Raw genomic sequence first — 16,493 nt, 5'->3', positions numbered from 1 at the left:
ATATCACCGGAGGCAGTGAATAGAGGTTGGCCCTGCTGGAGGCAAGTGCAGCTCACAAGAAAAAGACTGTAATCGGCCTTGCACTAGTCGCCATACTCTCCGCCATAGTCCTGATAGTGCCGGATGCCTTGGGGCTTTCGATCAGCCTGCCATTAAAGCTGACATCGATAGTGCTCCTGTCCGTGTACGTGATGCTCTCGTTTGAAATAGTCCACAGGACTGCAATCGCGCTCGCCGGCGCCACGGCAGCCATCATGATTATCATATCGACCGGGCTCATTCAGACAGGCGAGAGCTTTGAGTTCGTGACGGGGGCCATCGACTTTAACACAATCGGCCTGTTGCTTGGGATGATGATAATCGTGGCCATAATGGCCGAGACGGGCGTGTTCCAGTACCTCGCCATCAAGATGAGCAAGGCGTCAAAGGGCAACATGTGGAAGCTGCTCGTCATGATGAGCGTCTTTACTGCGGTCACCTCGATGTTCATAGACAACGTGACTACCGTGCTCCTGGTGGTGCCAATAACCATCTCTATTTTCAGGATCTTCCGGCTCTCCCCCGTCCCGTTTATACTCGCACAGGTGCTTGCGTCAAACGTGGGCGGGACAGCCACGCTCATAGGCGACCCCCCAAACATACTCATCGGCTCTGCCGCAAACATCGACTTTAACGCGTTCCTGCTCCACATGGGGCCCACGATAGGCATCTCGCTTGTCGCGTCGCTGTTCATGCTAAAGTTCCTCTTCCGGAAGGACCTTGCGCAAAAGCCCCAGAACCTTGACGAGCTCATGGCACAGGACGAAAAATCGCTGATAACAGACAGGGGCGTCATGAAAAAATCGATAATAGTGCTTGCCGGTGTCATCGCGCTCTTTGTAGTGCACGGAAGCCTCCACATAGAGCCGTCGCTCATCGCCCTCGGCGGCGCAGGCGTGCTGCTGGTGGCCACGCGTGCCAAGCCGGAAAAGGTGTTCCACGACGTGGACTGGGCGACTCTCATATTCTTTGCCGGGCTCTTTGTGATAATTAGCGGCGCCGAGCACGCCGGGATGATAGACCTCCTTGCAAACACGGCCCTTGGCATAACGGGAGGTGAACCCCCTGTGACATTCTTTTTGATAATATGGATGTCCGCTATTGCCAGCGCGTTTGTCGACAACATACCCTTTGCCGCGACCATGATCCCGCTGATACATGTCCTGAACCAGAACGGAAGCATCGCCTCCGCGTTTGGCAGCTTTGCAATAAGCCCGCTGTGGTGGGCCCTTTCGCTTGGGGTAGGCCTCGGCGGGAACGGCACGCTGATAGGGTCAAGCGCGGGTGTGGTTGCCACCGGGCTTTCAGAAAAGGCCGGTCAGGCGATATCCTTCAACCACTTTATGAGGGTCGGGTTCCCGTTCATGATAATGACTGTAGCCGTTGGAGGCGTCGTGTTGTTTGTGGACATGATGCTCAGAATTGGTTAAAAGTTTACGTAATACGTCGTGGCAATAGTACGAACAACTGGGCTGGGCTGCACGCATACATGAAGATTGCAAGGATATCCAAAGGTGGTCGTGAAACCTACGCGCTAGTCAGCCCGGAGGGCGACGGCAACATGGCCACGCGGGACGAAGTGGAAAGGCAGGCAGGCGTCAAGCTCCCTACGACCCTTGAGGATTTCGTGTTTGGCGATTATGCCCAGAAAGTGATGATGGCTGGAAAAAAAATCTCGTACGTGCACAAGCCGGACGAGTTCCGTCTGCTCCCGCCTATAAGACGGACATTCAAGATAATCTGCCTTGCCTTCAACTATTCGGACCAGGCAAGCTGGGTGCGCTTTGGCAAGAGCCCGCCCAAGGACCCTGTTATCTACCTAAAGCCCCGGACAAGCCTGTGCGGGCCTGCTGACGATATAGCCTGCCCAAAATCTGTCACCCAGCTGGATTACGAGGGTGAGCTTGCCGTGGTGATTGGCAAAGAATGCAGAAACGTATCAGAAGAGGCGGCTCTTGGATGCGTGGCAGGCTATTTTGTAATAAACGACATATCTGCAAGGGATGTCCAGTTCATCGACAAGCAGTACACCAGAGCCAAGGGCTTTGACACGTTTGGGCCTTGCGGGCCTTGGCTCACGACTAGGGATGAGATCGCAGACCCGTGCGACTTGCGCCTTACAACGCGAGTAAACGGCGAGGTGCGGCAGGACTCGTCCACAAAAAATCTTGTCCTGAAAATAGACAGGATAATACACAGCCTGAGCAAGGTGATGACATTAGAGCCGGGCGATATTATATCTACTGGCACGCCAAGCGGCACCGTGCTTTCACTGTCGTCGCATGTAAAGTACCTGCAACATGGCGACGTGGTCGAAGTGGAAATTGAAAAGCTGGGCAGGATAAAAAACCGCGTGACCTTTTACTAGGGCCCTTGGCTGTTGTTGTTGCGGCGTGCAAAAACTGCTTCTATGTCAGAAGCAGTTTTGCCTTGTACGCCATCAGTATGTCCCTGACAAGCTCGGGCGCGGCAAGAGCGTGCATATTTATTGCCTTTGACAAGCATTCCGCATCTTTCTTGGTAGGAACCACTATTTCGCCCAAATAGCCCTCTCCCTTCTTGTACTTGATTGCAACAGAGCCGCTGCCACATAACGCATTGGCCGTGTCGACTATTTTTTCGATCCAAGTTGTTATGGCGGCCGGGGCAAGGCACTGTACAAGGCTGTCCTTGTAGTCTCTTATTATCGCCTGCTCTGAATCGTCGCCTTCGCCGTGCACAAGGCAGTTGCGTGGTTGCCGTATAAAAGATCTCTAGATGACATCTACCTTGACGTCAGATTCTAAAATCCGCCGTTCGCGGGCCATTAAAAACATCTTTTCAATCGCCTTTTTGCCTTCCGGTCCCATGTCGCGTGTTATCTCGTTCACGTACATGAGCACAAATTTCTTTATGGTCTCCTTTGGCTGGCCCCGGGAATACTGCATTGCGTAATCTACAGAAGCATCGATGTTGTCAAGGCCGTACTCTATTGATTTTACAAAAAGGTCGCTGAATTCCTTCAACCGGCCGCGGTCCATAGTCCTTGTGCTTGCCACGTTTATGCCAAGCGGGACGGGAAGGCCGCCCGTTTGCGAGTCCCACCACTGGCCCAGCTCCATTATCCCTGCAAACTTGCCCTTGTCGTAGGTTATCTGCGCTTCGTGTATGACAAGCCCTGCGTCCACTTCCCCGGCCAGGACTGCCCGCGGTATTGTCTCAAACGACATCTCTTTCTCCTTGAACCTGCCCAAGGCAAGTTTCAACAAAAGGTTGGCAGAAGTCATCCTGCCCGGTATTGCTATCGTGGCGCCTTGCAGCCTCTCAAGAGTCATGCCCTTGTCCTTTCTTGCAATTACCACCGGCCCGTATTTCAGCCCAAAGCTGCCGCCCCCGCGCAGGATGACATAATCCTTGAGGTAAGCGTAGGCGTGCGCCGACACTGCCGTCACGTCCAGCTCGTGCGCCAGCGCCCTCTTGTTCAAAGTCTCGATGTCCTGGATGACGTGCTTTATCGTAAACCTGATGGACCCTACCCCGCCGCATGCAAAGCCGTAGAACATGAACGCGTCGTCGGCGTCAGGGGTGTGGCCGAGCGTTATTTCCATCCCTCATGCAAACACCCTGCGCCACTATTAAATCAATATCAGTGAAAAATATAGGCAACATTTATAGTCCCCGAACAAAATTTTTGAAAATTGAGTGTATGCCAAAGTTCAAGTCAACTCAGGAAATCCTGAGAATCATCGGTAATAAGGATCAGATACGCAATTTCGGTGTCATTGCACACGTCGACCACGGCAAGACGACCATGTCAGACAGCCTTCTTGCCGCATCCGGCATCATAGCGCCTTCGGTGGCCGGCCAGGCCCTTGCTCTTGACTCCATGAAGCTGGAGCAGAACAGGCAGATGACCATCAGGGGCGCAAACGTGACGCTTCTCTATGAAAACGAGGGCAAGGATTACGTCATCAACATGATAGACACGCCCGGCCACATTGACTTTACGGGCAGGGTCACAAGGGCGCTGCGCGCGATCGACGGCGTGGTCGTTGTCTCTGACTCGGTCGAGGGCATCATGACCCAGACGGAGACCGTCACAAGGCAGGCACTCGAAGAGCGCGTCAGGCCAGTCCTTTACATCAACAAGATAGACAGGCTTGTGAAGGAGCTGAGGCTGGACGGGCCGGCCATGCAAAAATGGCTTTCAAACATCATTGCAGATTTCAACAGGCTCGTTGACCTCTATGCCGAGCCGGAATACAAGGAAAAGTGGAAGGTTTCGATACAGGGCAACAGCGTCGCCTTTGGATCTGCCAAGGACCGCTGGGGCTTTAACTTCAAGATGGCGCAAAAGCTGGGCGTCGGGTTCAAGGACGTCTACGAGGCATACACGGCTGAAGGTACCGACAAGATAAAGGCGCTGGCAGAGAAATCGCCGTTGCACGACGCGGTCTTGGGAATGGTAGTAGAGCACCACCCGCCGCCCCATGTGGCGCAGAAATATCGTATTCCAAAAATCTGGCCGGGCGACCTCAACTCTGAGATCGGCCAGGCGCTTTTGAACTGCGATGAAAAAGGGCCGGCGATGATGATGGTCACGACCATCAACGTCGACCCGCAGGCAGGCAGGGTCGCCACAGGCAGGCTTTACTCTGGCACGATAAAGGACGGCGACGAAATCTATCTGATAGACGCCAAGAGGCCCGGCAAGGTGCAGTCCGTGAACATCTACATGGGCAACACGCGCGAAGTTGTGAGCGTGCTCCCGGCAGGCAACATCCCGGCGCTGCTTGGCCTCGACTATGCAGTTTCCGGCGAGTCAATATCTACTGTCAAGACCGCGACCGCCTTTGAGTCGATCAAGTACGTGTCAGAGCCTGTCGTCACTATCGCAGTCGAGCCAAAGCACCCCAAGGACCTGCCCAAGCTGGTAGAAGGCCTGCGCAGGATAACCGTGGAGGACCCGAACCTAATAGTCAAGATAAACGAGGAATCCGGCGAGACCCTGATGGCAGGAATGGGTGTCCTGCACCTTGAAATCGCGACGTCTCTCCTGCAGGAAATGGGCCTTGACATCGTCACGACTCAGCCCTTGATCAACTACCGCGAGACAATCCGCGCAAAGGCCGGCCCCATAATGAGCAAGTCTCCAAACAAGCACAACAAGATATTCATGCGCGTCGAGCCGTTGCCAGAGGACATTGTCGACCTCATCAGGACGGGGAAACTGAAGGAAGACATGGACAAGAAGGAGATGGCCAAGATCCTGAGGGAAAAGGGATGGGGCACAGACGAGTCAAGGAGCGTTGTTGCGATCGACTCGTCCGGCAACATGATGGTGGACGAAACCAAGGGTGTCCAGTTCATACAGGAGTCTATGGACTCTATCCGCTCTGGCTTTGACGACGTGATAAAGAACGGCCCGATAGCAAAGGAGCAGGTGAGGGGCGTGAAATTCGTCCTGCACCACTTTGTCCCGCACGAGGACCCGGCGCACAGGGGCCTTGCGCAGCTGATGCCGGCCACGAGGAGGGCGATGCTTGGCTCCATGCTGATTGCTGATCCTGTCCTGCTTGAGCCGATACTTGGCATAGAGATCAAGTGCCCGCAGGAGCAGATAGGCATTGTCGCAAGCGTGCTGTCAGGCAAGCGCGGCAAGCTCCTCAACGTCGAGCAGAAGGGCATCATTGCCATCATACAGGGTGAGGTGCCGGCATCCGAGACGTTCGACTTGTCAGAGGTCATGAGGGGCGGAACCGCAGGAAAAGCAATGTGGACAACGTTCTTCAAGACGTGGGCGCCAGTCCCGAACTCGATATTTAGGAACTTGGTAGCAGACACTAGGAAGAGAAAGGGCCTCAACCCAGAGCCGCCTGGACCTGACGAGTTCATCGACAAGGAGTAAAAACACGATCCCCCTTTTCCCTCATGGATCTGTACGCATAACGTAAGTGATGATGAGTAGCCTTGGACATCTACCACAACAAGCTAGTGGGAAGAAGTTATCAACGACTGGATCCAGTAATCAGATTGTAAATCTGTGGAGTTGGGCTAAAACTTGCTAGCACCTTTTGCAGTTCTTCGTCAGGGTTGCCGTAGACATCAAATCTACTTATTCTCGCAACCTTGGAAATCTTTGGAAGTATTGTTTGCGAAGCAACGTCATTGTTGCGAGCAAGTACCGCCTCTGAGTTTGCGTATGTTTCGTGTACAATACACTTTGTTTTATCGTCTCTATCAAGATAAAACTGGTAATCGATTGTATCTGGCTCGCTGGCTTCCACCACTCTACTCATTTCCTGTATCAGCTCCTTGTATTCTTCTATTTTCCCCTCTTCTATGGTAAATTCCGCTCTAAAATGAATCTGGCTGCTCTCCATACCATCTATTCTTCCTCCTTGTGTCGATAAAAAGAAAGCCCCTTTTTGAACGTGATTTTGTGCCGCTCACCACGTAATGTTTTACGTTATGGTCCGTCGAAATGTGGCACGTACCGGCAAACAAAATCTCAAGGCCGATCTGCATGCTTTTGCTTATTCAAGAATAGTTGATGATGGCTTATGATAATCCGGAATTTGCTTAATTAACGCTCTTGTTGTTGAAGACTAGCCGGTGCAATCTATTCCTTGGAATCTTGCCTATTACTTTTTCACGTCCATGCAACCATAACCTGTCATGCAACATGTAGCCCTGACCTGCGTCTAATTTTATTCTCTGTTGATGTTTTTGCATCTCCTCTTCTAATTGATCTTTCCAAACGTGTCTTCCATGCAGTAGGTCGTAAAACCTATCATAGCGATCTCTCCGGGACTCTTTACTGAGAGAGTGAAGAATGGCATTTTGGTTCTTGATTGAGAGGTATCTAATATTTGAAAGGATTTTCTTTAGGGCTTGTGTTGACATGAAAATAGATGCGCCTGACGAATCAGTGGGAACATCCTCGTACACATTAAATAAAATCTTTGGAACGTACAAATCACAGTGAAGAGGAAAATCTTTGCTTCCTCTAGGATCTAACGGAGAATATAACCCGGACAATGGGTCTTTACGAATTTGAACCAATGCCTCCCTTAAGGAAGCGAATAGGAAATGAAGACCGACTCCGTCTAAATCCTGCAATAATCCTGTAAAGAATAGTATTCTATCGTCGACTGGTAAGTTATTTAATGCAGTAGCAATGGATGCCAATTCTTTGCAGAGTTGGGGCTCTTTAATTTTTGACAGATTCTGCGAATAAGTATAGACATAAGGTTTCGCTTCGTTCAAGCTTTTTAGTTTTGGTTTTTCAATTGTCTTTACATATTGATTCCAGGACCGAAGAAACGGGCGGATTTCTTGAGACCATGTGTACCACCTCCCATGTTGGTTAATGTCAAAGTCCTTTTGATGTTTTGGGGTGTCCACTAGCTGGAATAACTTCAATTTGTTTTCTTAAAAAGAAAGGTTCACTATAAAGATATTATGTAATAGACTACTAACTTCTGCAGGATGGGGATTACTTGCGACATAACTTTGCAGGGAACTTGCGGCTTGATATATACGACCTTTACATCTTATTGGTAATTGCAAAAGTCGAATTTCCTGCTCATAATAGTAGTTTTGATTGCGGCAGGCATTGCAATTGTTATCTTCTTTGCAACAACAACCTTTCCTTTATCAAACAACAACAGTGACACTAATACTGGAACTGCGCAGTTCAATGACACTCCAATCAAGATTGCAGATGTTACTCCAAATGCTACATCAACTGCCTCATCCTCTGCTTCATACCCTCCTTTGAAAATAAACGAGACGGGCATCTTTGTCTATCAAGATCCTGCAAACGTCGGAATTGGAGTGGAGATTTGTGGAACTTCTGCATCAGGCCTTACTAAAGTTCCAGGTAATCCAGAACATCCTGCGATAGTCAAGAGAAGAGGCGATGAGATAGCCATTCCTATTTGCTATGGAAACAAGAATACTGTAGAAATGACTTGGCGCGTAAGGGCAGAAGGATGGCCAAGCCCTGTTTTGGACAAGGGCATCATTGCTCGGCTGGATAAAGAGTCTTTCCGCACTGCTGCAGTATCAAGCGTTTTAGACGAGTATCTGGCATCAAAAGCAATCACTGGTAATTTCACCGCATTCGTAAGGGCGGATGATACCGCCAGCTTGGGGAAGCATATCATTGTAATAACGACAGAAAGAAGGGACGACCGTACTCAGGGTTATACTGGCATTGGTCTTTACACGTACATCTATGTGAAGGACTAAAAACATACATCCCGGCCTTTCAAGGTTTCTTCCTTAAATTGCACGTCGAACCTCTGCGAAGAATGGTTTGTCACTCAAATTATTCAAACGACAAGACCTGCAACATCACAGAAAATGTAAAAGTACCAGCCACACCAATATAATGCCCGGCTTTTCTGCTTTCACTCTTTGGTCCTCTCTTTTCTTAGTTTCATTAGGGTAAAGAAGGCAGCCGCGCCAGCTATTGCCCCGCCTGCGCCAATGATCAATAGCAACCTGCCAATTGCATCTTCTGTTCGTCCACTAGGCATCAGTTGAAACGATATTCCGTCAATTTGTTCTTCCACGCTTAATTGTCTGGTGGGCACAGACCCTTCACCCAAAAGGCTTAGATCTTCTTGGGCATCCTCCATTGTCTGTGCTAATCCAAGTCCTGTAAATAGCGCATTATCATAAAGCGGGCGATGCGAGGCATACACTAGATACCTTTTGTTTTCTTCAAACGCATAGCCGCAACTGCCTTCTCCGATTGGTTGGAGCACAACCAGCTTTTCATAGTCCTTTCCGTCAGGGCTTTTCCAGTATCGGTTGACTTTAAAGAATACTATGTGCTGATTGGGCGAGCCTTCTATAGCGAACCCTTGAATCTCTGTGACTGTGCCGGCGAATACCGCGTCTGCTCCTTCCAGCCTCTCAAGCGGCGGACTGTAGAGGACCTCGCATGCATATGCTGGCGCCAAAAGCGCAAAAGATGGAAATGATGTGAATGCCAGAATAATTAGTGCCAAGACGACAAGTGCTGCAGTGCTTTCAGCCGCTATGCGGTGCTGCACCTGAACCAACTAGCAATAATTGTTTGCGTCTTATAAGTAAATATCCAAACTAGAAGGAAACCCGCAATGAAAATGCTGCCATCATCTTGATCTGGCCAGAGGAGGAAAAAAGAAGATCCTTGTACTTCGATACTCTCCGAACAAGTCTTAAAACATGATGTTGGTGATATTTCTGATATGTCTTCAGATGTCCCGCGTTGCAAGGAATGTGGGATGGTGTTTGACACTATAGAATTGCTAGAAGAGCATGTGAAAAATGAAAAGCAAGAAGTCGCGGCGCGCAACAAAGGATTTGACGATGGCTAGCGGCCCACTCTTCAGCAATTCTCCCTTCCACGCGTAAACTCGCTGCTTTTTTTGACTTGAAGAACTGACGCGCCTCCTGCACGCTCGTTTTTGTCTAGGCACTTGTGTCGTCTGGCCTGGATCAGCCCGTCATCATCATCCTTCTTCCTTTACAAACAGGAGATAATGGTTGATAAAGTGGTTCGCCAAGGCTGCAGTACTGTAGGTGTGGAGATTCCAGCCGTCCTTTTGAGCTTCCTGAATTACTCCGCCTATTTTCTCATGATGATCTACTTGCACGCATAATCATTTTTTCATGTCGATGATGATATGGTATTTTTTTCTCTATTTAACAATGCTTCATCCGTTGAGCAGTGCACCTATCCTTTTGTGCACAAGTTTGTGCCGCTTTTTTAGGCTGGCAAAAAAGCGGATAACGATGATTCAAAACGCTAGTCAGAAATCCATGTTGCGTTAGAGTCATCAGACAGCCACCCTTTTCCATTACATACCATGCATTTTGAGATATGCATGGCTGGAACTATCTCTCCAGTGCCTGACCTTGCCATGTCAAGACCGCTACCCAGACATTTTGGGCATATCTTTGGCACAAAGTCCAATTCTGTGAACAGAATTCTTAACCATTATGCAGTCTCGCTTTGGGATCAAGGATCGGATTTGCCGATTTTTTCCACAAGCCGGCAAGTTACCAATGATGCACCCTGTCATACAGAACGTCAGCTAGCAAGATGGCAAATTAATATGCATGACATGGGTTTCCACACCTGTGCCATCTTCCATTGACAACGTCCGGGCTTTTCCTCCCTGCAAGGTCTGCGGAAGCAGAGAAGTCAAGAAGAACAATACAAAGATCGATTGGTTTGGCAACTGGAAAGGGGAATGGATCTGCGAAAATGATCACAGGAACGTTTTGTGATGTCTCGAAAGATGCGGCTATTGCCACGACTATGGCATGGGGCATAAGGCGGCATTCCTGTTAGTACAAAGGACAGCATGACGACTCTGAAAGATGGCAAAATCCTGCACGGGACAAGTACAAAACGGACACGAGCCTTTACTACTCGCCAGAGTGTATATTGTATGTGTAAACGATGGCATGCTCAAGGAAGCAAAAGACCCCTTTGGCCTTGCAAGACTAAACCCCACCAAAGCAGGCGGGATGGAGTGGCATTCCATGTTCGACAATGGCCATGCGCGCACACTTGCCTCCGGAATAGACCCGGACGACCCCTGGCTTGACCTCTCACACGGAGAGGGCACGTACGCGATAAACGGCTCCGGCAGGCTCACGGCCACCGGCCACTATGTGCGCATCTATGTGGTGTCCCCGGATCACAAAAGAGAATGGGACGAGAACTTGGAGATAACGGGCGTTCTCACAAGGATAAGCGAATTTGGCCCTGCAAAGGACTCGTACATCCAGGTGTACTGCCGCACAAACCATGGCATAGATTATGACGAAGACGAGTTGCTCAACGACAACAGGGGGTATGGCGCAGTCTTTCTCTATGACGGCATATGGTCTTTTGAAAAAGAGACAGCGCACCACCTAGACAAAGGCTATGCGCCAGCGCACAATTCGGAGAAGTTCCCGCTTGGAAGCACGTTTCCAAAGAACGTGCCGGTGTCGTTCAAGTATATCATACGGAACAATGCCGCAAACACGCAGACGACGGTGGAACTGTGGCTTGGAAACAAGAACTCGGCCGACGGGTCTCCGTGGACAATGGTCACTTCCTTTACCGACACCGGAGATAACTGGGGCGTCGGATGCGACTCGTGCAGCTCTGGCGTAGACCCTGCCACCAGACTCACCAGGAGTTTGGTGCTTCCCTCGTGCATAAGCAAAAAGCCCTTTCTGTCGGTGTATCTGAGAAACGAGGAGGGCACGGTCGTCTACGAAAAACTGTCTATCAGGGAGATCGACCCTCTTCCATGACGATCAAGCCCGGGATACTTGAATCAACCCAAATGGCGGCTGCCACGTTGCCTGTTTACATACGAGAATCTATTTGCCCGTCTTGCGCGTCTAGCTTAACAAATATGAGATTTTCCATAACTATTCTTATCATATGTTTATTTTTTGCTCAGATAATCTTATATGCGTCTACAGGCATTTAGTTCCCTATGTTGGAAAATCTGGCGTATCCAATAATGGGCTTCGTCTTTACTTACCTTGCACTGGAGACAGCATGGCACTTTGCGGTATGCAGGATTCATGATCCAAAACTCCAGCCTTGCATGTTCAAGGAAGTACAGATGTTAGTAGCCCGTAACAGAAGCTAACGAGTAGTAAGGTAACTCTTTCTTTTCTTTATTTTTTCGTAAAGGCATTACGCGCAGCGGCAACATTCTTTCTTGTTTCTCACTCCCTGTCAGTAAAAAGGGAATGGCGCGTTTGCTGTTGCTACTGCACCTTTAACTCTTTGAGCTCAAAAGGAGGCACGTTCATGGTCAGGTATTCTTCTATCCTGAACTTGATGTCTTCGGCAGTCAGGTCACTCATGCTGGGCGAGCCTATCTCAAAAGATATCTTGTCGCTTCCAGTGCTGACATTTGTCACGACTAGATCGGCATATTGATTCGCAATTTCGTTTATCCAGTAGCTGACCTGATCCTTGTTCACGTTTGAAACCCTCATTTCGACCTTTATGGGCTTGAACTTTGAGGCGCCTTCTTGATAGCCTTGTCCCGATTCCACATTATAGTCTACATTGGACATCTCTGTCCCTACCACCTGCTCATTATAGGCGCGTCATAATTAAAAAGAGTCTTGATTATGCGTGCAAATAATTCGCGCGAACTGTTTCTGATTATGGCGTAAATTCTGCATATTTTGATTATCATTTATATTTCTATTTTGCCTCGTAATTCCTGCGATGCTCTGCAAAACAAGGTGCGGTCATTTTGCAACGCGATCCTATGCAGACGCCCATGGCGGCTTGTGCAGAAAATGCCATTCCAATTTTGCATCTCTTGTCGAGCTGGAAAAAAGATATGGCGAAGATGCCCTGGTGGAGTACTGGTATTCGGCGATACTCACTAATCTGCCAGAAAGCAAGGAGGAGATGAAATGCTTTATTTCCCATTTGATTGACTTTTACCAGCAAAAATTAATTGAAATCCCCTCAAAGCAGAGATATATCAAAAAGATGCTGTACATGCTACAGTCTGTCCTGGAGCCGTCTGATATGGAAACGCTAAGGTGATTTCAGACCTTGCGAGTGTGTGTGGCAATAATTCTAAAAACTATGGAACTCTCGCAGCAGCGGCTATTGCACGCAACAGATCCACAATAATGCTACTATTATATTTGCGACCCGCACAAGCCTGGACAGGGAGGGAAGAAAAAACGCAAGAATCGCCTGAGAGCCTTATAATGCCGTATGAGGATATCAACACTAGTCAACAAAGGATTAGCGGAGAAACCTTTCCCGACATCATCTTGGAACTTTGTGATAATTGCAATTGGTCCTGTACATGCCTCAACATGAGGGGCATTGTTGATTCATGTCCGCTATGCAAAATTGATGTTTCCCATATCCCCATGACTCTGGAAGAGGCTTGCAACATCAAGTACGACGACAGGCGCGGAATGATACTCGAGTTTAGCAGGCAAAACCCACTCAGGTAAAAGCTGCAAGATCCCTTTGGGAATTACTAGTGGATCGCAACACGCACAAGAAAGACGTGTCTCCAGAAGAAATGCAAAAGCGCGCTGATGCCATGCATGGCCAGCAACAACAACAATCGTAAAGAATCATGGGATTCTAGTTTTTTATTTCGTCAACGCTCTCATTCTTTTATCGGAAAGGAGAAAAAATATGTGGCTGAGATTCCTTCACCTCGCCCTCTTGAGCATGAAGACTATGCCGCCCGCCAGCGCCGCTGCGAAAGGTACTGCTGTAATGATGAAGTCGTTTATTGGAACTATTGTTGTCTGCCTGACAGGGATGTCAAAGTCGACTACCATTGGGTTGGTCAGGTATTTTTGGTTTCCACCGTCATCGCTCATTCGTGCTAGCAGCTTTATCTCGTAATCTGTGTTATTTTGAAACGTGTAGGGTATCGTGATGTCGCTAAATTCATAGAGCTTGTAGGGCACCTGCTCGACAATCTTGCCAGACTCTTTTTCCTTTATCTGCAATGCTACGTGTGCATTGTTTACGTAAGCATTGTTCTCTAGGATGCTGAAGTGCAATGACGTATTCTGGCCTGCACTGGCAGATGTCGGGATCGATTGAAATGCGATCTGATAGTTGTCAATATTCCTAATCGAGCTTCCTGTCCCGACAGTGTGCGCGTAGGCAGTGTGCTCCTTCTGCGGCGCCGGAACTGCTGCTACTGCTACCATCGCTATGACAAAAAAGGTGATTGTAGTGTTGACTACAACCTTTTGCAACCTTTTGGTTCTCATGATGCCTGAAAGAGAGCGTGTATGTGTGTGTATATCCTTCCTCCGCTTACCTGGAAGAAGGAACTGCTGTCGTCATCGGGTCTTTTTCGGCAAAGAGTATCTTTGGCAGGAACATCAACAACGCAAACGCGCCTATGAACATGATATGAGCGCTCAATGCAAGCCCTGCAATGAATGGATTTGGATCTTCAAATCCGTTCAGTAGCACTTTTGATGGATCGCCATCCTGCAGCCAGTGGAACGACACGTCAAGCGCCAGTCCGGCCACGCCAATCGCGGCTATGAGCCACATTTGCTTTATGCTGCGGCCTTTTCTCAGCATGACCCATCTGCGGCCATCAGCTCTTGCCGGTGCAGACTTTTCAAAGAAAAGCCTTGGCAGTACACCCAGCATCGTGAACGCTGTGAGGAACGTAATGTGGCCGGTCCACGAGAGCGTAGCGATTTCGGGCGATGTCGTCAGGACCATTTCGCCTGTTGAAAAGTCCGCGCCGTCGAAAATAATTGCCAGCGGCGTACCCGTGCTAAGCGTATGAAAGGCGGCGTCCAGCCCCAGTCCGGCTATTCCCACGATGGAGAGAATCCATAACCTTCTGATGCTCCAGCCTTTTCTTAGGAGGACCAGCAGATTGTTGGACGGTTGTGAAATTTTGTTGTTTGTTTTTTTTCGAATTTCTTCCATTCCGTCTAATCGACATCGATCAATTCTGATGATTTTTAAGGCATGTGGAGCCCCCCGCTATAGACAAGTCGTACTTAAAAAAGTCGTAAGCTGCTAAGCTAAGCAGAGCAGTAAACCTCATACTATGACAATGTTATATTCTGCATTGCGAATTGGGACAAGAAGCAGCTGCATCTGCTCTTTTCACGCAATCCTCCTAGTTATCTTGCCTAATTTGAATAAAAACATGATGCAGTGCTTCTCTGTAGAACTCTATGGGTAACTTTACTGCTGATGGAAATACCTTTATGGTTTTGCAGTATATGTGAATAGAATTTTGATCATCCCTCTTGCTCACTGGTTTTTATTCTAATCTGAATATATTATGTGACACAACGACGTACAAGAGATACACACATAGTCGATGGTTCTGTATCTGCATTAAAGCAGGTGTGTTAATACCGCTCCTGCTTTTCTCCAAGCAAAAACCTGCAAAATCATCAGCACTTCATCCTCAAATAGTATGATACTCTAGAACATTATTCTCCACAGAATTATAAGTGCGAAACTCTGTCCTTGACAAGTCCATGATCATATCAGCATCTCAACATATCTTGTCAATAGATGAGAATATCTTGGCCGTTTGCCTCATGGATTCAAATTTCAGGATTCTAGAGACAGCATCAAAACAGGCCTTTGACAAGAAATTCAAAATTTCCGACAAGCTCAAGAAGAGCGGCGGCGACTATGCCGCACTGGTATATGCAACGGCGCGGATGTCTGAAGAAACCTTCGGCAAAGTCGAGTGCATGGTCGTTGATTATGACATGGCAAAGACAATGCTCCTTCCAATACAGGGGAGGGGCTACGTTGGAATAGTCGTAAATCCTTCCACCAGCACGGACTATATCACGCTTAAGGTAAGCGCGACTATGGAGCCAAACCAAGACATAGAAAACTATGTCTAGTCATGTGGGTTATTCTTCCCATACCTTATTTTGTCATCGAATACACACACGCTAGCGCTGGTTATGCCCCACCCACACAACATCTCCTGCTGCCTTTCTTCCCGAGTTTTTGGATGTATGTACACATGTGCACATGCATGATCCGCCGGTAAGCATGTGCTGCTATTATTGATTTCCAAAGAACCGGGCGGCCACAAACTTTTCAAACTCTTTGTCGTCCATGCTCTTTCTGGCCTCAATCATTACCTGTGTGTCCTTTCCGATAACGTATCTCATTTGTGGCGAATCCGACCTGGCCGCCTGCGCTATCACCTCGGCGACCTCCTGAGCAGGAATCGCATCCTCTACCATGCGTGCAGCGGCTGATTGCAGGCCACTCATGAACTTGGCATACGGAGAATCGGGTCCGGTGGCATCATGTGCAAGCTTTAGGTTGCCATAAAAGTTCGTCTTTACCGCGCCGGGCTCTACAAGTATCACATTTACCCCCAAAGGGCTGCAGTTCATAGCGAACCGATTCTGTGATGCCTTCAAGCGCAAATTTTGTGCCGTGGTAAATCGGGTCAAGCGGGATCGCGACCTTGCCGCCCATCGAAGTTATGTTCACTATTGTCCCGCTTGCCTGTCTTCTCATTACGGGGATGACTGCCTTCATGACTCTCAGCGCGCCAAACAGGTTGGTCTCAAACTGGGCCTTTATCTCGTCCATCGATGTTTCTTCCAGCGCGCCGACGAGGGCAAACCCCGCATTGTTCACGACGACGTCAATCCTTTTGCGTTCCCTGGCTATGCCGCCTATCGTATTTTTAACCGACTCGTCCCTGTCGACATCAAGTTCTGCCACCTGCAACGGCAGCTTTTCTTTTTCTGCCCTGTCGACAAGCGCTTTTCCTTTTGCAGGGTTTCTCATCGTTGCATAGGTATAGAATCCGTTTCGCGCAAGCGCAAGGGATGTCTCAAGGCCTATGCCAGAAGAACTTCCGGTGACAATTGCCGTTTGCCCAGATTCTTCTTTTTCCTCTTTTGACATGGCTGTACAAAGGCAGCTGCGGATA

18 protein-coding genes are annotated in these 16,493 nt (G+C 48.8%); 8 read left to right on the top strand and 10 right to left on the bottom strand.

What is annotated here, in order from left to right; genetic code table 11:
* Positions 1–26: 26 nt before the first annotated feature.
* Positions 27–1,469 carry an ArsB/NhaD family transporter gene (locus NVIE_RS07695; protein WP_084790694.1) on the top strand — a complete coding sequence of 481 codons (1,443 nt, stop codon included), beginning with the start codon at positions 27–29 and terminating at the stop codon, positions 1,467–1,469.
* A 59-nt stretch (positions 1,470–1,528) separates the two neighbouring features.
* Positions 1,529–2,407, top strand: a complete 879-nt coding sequence (locus NVIE_RS07690; protein ID WP_075054745.1) for a fumarylacetoacetate hydrolase family protein — start codon at positions 1,529–1,531, stop codon at positions 2,405–2,407.
* A gap of 40 nt (positions 2,408–2,447) precedes the next feature.
* Here the strand turns inward: NVIE_RS07690 and NVIE_RS07685 are convergent, their stop codons facing one another.
* Positions 2,448–2,759 (bottom strand): hypothetical protein, encoded by a 312-nt coding sequence (locus NVIE_RS07685; RefSeq protein WP_075054744.1) that lies wholly within the window; start codon positions 2,757–2,759, stop codon positions 2,448–2,450.
* Between the two features lie 33 nt (positions 2,760–2,792).
* Positions 2,793–3,626 (bottom strand): menaquinone biosynthesis family protein, encoded by an 834-nt coding sequence (locus NVIE_RS07680; protein WP_075054743.1) that lies wholly within the window; start codon positions 3,624–3,626, stop codon positions 2,793–2,795.
* A gap of 98 nt (positions 3,627–3,724) precedes the next feature.
* Between NVIE_RS07680 and NVIE_RS07675 the strand changes: the two genes are divergently transcribed.
* A complete protein-coding gene (locus tag NVIE_RS07675; protein WP_075054742.1) occupies positions 3,725–5,926 on the top strand; it encodes an elongation factor EF-2 in 2,202 nt (733 codons plus the stop codon).
* Positions 5,927–6,026: 100 nt separating this feature from the next.
* On the opposite strand, the gene NVIE_RS07670 is transcribed toward NVIE_RS07675, so the two are convergent.
* A complete protein-coding gene (locus NVIE_RS07670; RefSeq protein WP_075054741.1) occupies positions 6,027–6,401 on the bottom strand; it encodes a putative quinol monooxygenase in 375 nt (124 codons plus the stop codon).
* Between the two features lie 199 nt (positions 6,402–6,600).
* Complete coding sequence (locus NVIE_RS07665) at positions 6,601–7,425, bottom strand: hypothetical protein (protein ID WP_158435141.1); 825 nt, start codon at positions 7,423–7,425, stop codon at positions 6,601–6,603.
* A 159-nt stretch (positions 7,426–7,584) separates the two neighbouring features.
* On the opposite strand from NVIE_RS07665, the gene NVIE_RS14810 reads away from it, so the two are divergent.
* Positions 7,585–8,274: a hypothetical protein gene (locus NVIE_RS14810; RefSeq protein WP_144239574.1), complete on the top strand. Its 690-nt coding sequence runs from the start codon at positions 7,585–7,587 to the stop codon at positions 8,272–8,274.
* A gap of 161 nt (positions 8,275–8,435) precedes the next feature.
* Here the strand turns inward: NVIE_RS14810 and NVIE_RS07650 are convergent, their stop codons facing one another.
* Positions 8,436–9,095: a hypothetical protein gene (locus tag NVIE_RS07650; RefSeq protein ID WP_075054737.1), complete on the bottom strand. Its 660-nt coding sequence runs from the start codon at positions 9,093–9,095 to the stop codon at positions 8,436–8,438.
* A gap of 168 nt (positions 9,096–9,263) precedes the next feature.
* On the opposite strand from NVIE_RS07650, the gene NVIE_RS16080 reads away from it, so the two are divergent.
* Positions 9,264–9,392 carry a hypothetical protein gene (locus NVIE_RS16080; RefSeq protein WP_258914086.1) on the top strand — a complete coding sequence of 43 codons (129 nt, stop codon included), beginning with the start codon at positions 9,264–9,266 and terminating at the stop codon, positions 9,390–9,392.
* A 1,096-nt stretch (positions 9,393–10,488) separates the two neighbouring features.
* Complete coding sequence (locus NVIE_RS07645) at positions 10,489–11,331, top strand: hypothetical protein (protein ID WP_075054736.1); 843 nt, start codon at positions 10,489–10,491, stop codon at positions 11,329–11,331.
* Positions 11,332–11,799: 468 nt separating this feature from the next.
* Here the strand turns inward: NVIE_RS07645 and NVIE_RS07640 are convergent, their stop codons facing one another.
* Positions 11,800–12,129: a hypothetical protein gene (locus NVIE_RS07640; protein ID WP_144239573.1), complete on the bottom strand. Its 330-nt coding sequence runs from the start codon at positions 12,127–12,129 to the stop codon at positions 11,800–11,802.
* A 142-nt stretch (positions 12,130–12,271) separates the two neighbouring features.
* On the opposite strand from NVIE_RS07640, the gene NVIE_RS07635 reads away from it, so the two are divergent.
* Positions 12,272–12,601: a hypothetical protein gene (locus tag NVIE_RS07635; protein ID WP_144239572.1), complete on the top strand. Its 330-nt coding sequence runs from the start codon at positions 12,272–12,274 to the stop codon at positions 12,599–12,601.
* Positions 12,602–13,233: 632 nt separating this feature from the next.
* Here the strand turns inward: NVIE_RS07635 and NVIE_RS07625 are convergent.
* Both NVIE_RS07625 and NVIE_RS07620 read right to left on the bottom strand, forming a co-directional pair.
* Positions 13,234–13,809: a hypothetical protein gene (locus NVIE_RS07625; protein WP_144239571.1), complete on the bottom strand. Its 576-nt coding sequence runs from the start codon at positions 13,807–13,809 to the stop codon at positions 13,234–13,236.
* Between the two features lie 46 nt (positions 13,810–13,855).
* Positions 13,856–14,380: a hypothetical protein gene (locus NVIE_RS07620; protein WP_075054731.1), complete on the bottom strand. Its 525-nt coding sequence runs from the start codon at positions 14,378–14,380 to the stop codon at positions 13,856–13,858.
* Positions 14,381–15,120: 740 nt separating this feature from the next.
* Here NVIE_RS07620 and NVIE_RS07615 point away from each other — a divergent pair.
* On the top strand, positions 15,121–15,438 hold the full coding sequence (locus NVIE_RS07615; RefSeq protein ID WP_075054730.1) for a hypothetical protein: 318 nt from the start codon (positions 15,121–15,123) through the stop codon (positions 15,436–15,438).
* A gap of 165 nt (positions 15,439–15,603) precedes the next feature.
* Here the strand turns inward: NVIE_RS07615 and NVIE_RS14805 are convergent, their stop codons facing one another.
* Both NVIE_RS14805 and NVIE_RS07610 read right to left on the bottom strand, forming a co-directional pair.
* Positions 15,604–15,918 carry a Rossmann-fold NAD(P)-binding domain-containing protein gene (locus NVIE_RS14805; RefSeq protein ID WP_144239570.1) on the bottom strand — a complete coding sequence of 105 codons (315 nt, stop codon included), beginning with the start codon at positions 15,916–15,918 and terminating at the stop codon, positions 15,604–15,606.
* Positions 15,854–16,468, bottom strand: a complete 615-nt coding sequence (locus tag NVIE_RS07610; protein ID WP_084790692.1) for an SDR family NAD(P)-dependent oxidoreductase — start codon at positions 16,466–16,468, stop codon at positions 15,854–15,856. Before NVIE_RS07610 ends, NVIE_RS14805 begins: the two co-directional genes overlap by 65 nt.
* Positions 16,469–16,493: the final 25 nt, after the last annotated feature.

The sequence above is a fragment of the Nitrososphaera viennensis EN76 genome, assembly GCF_000698785.1.
Taxonomy (GTDB): domain Archaea; phylum Thermoproteota; class Nitrososphaeria; order Nitrososphaerales; family Nitrososphaeraceae; genus Nitrososphaera; species Nitrososphaera viennensis.
Note: the sequence above shows the minus strand (reverse complement) of the source record. Positions and strands in the feature narration are given on the sequence as shown.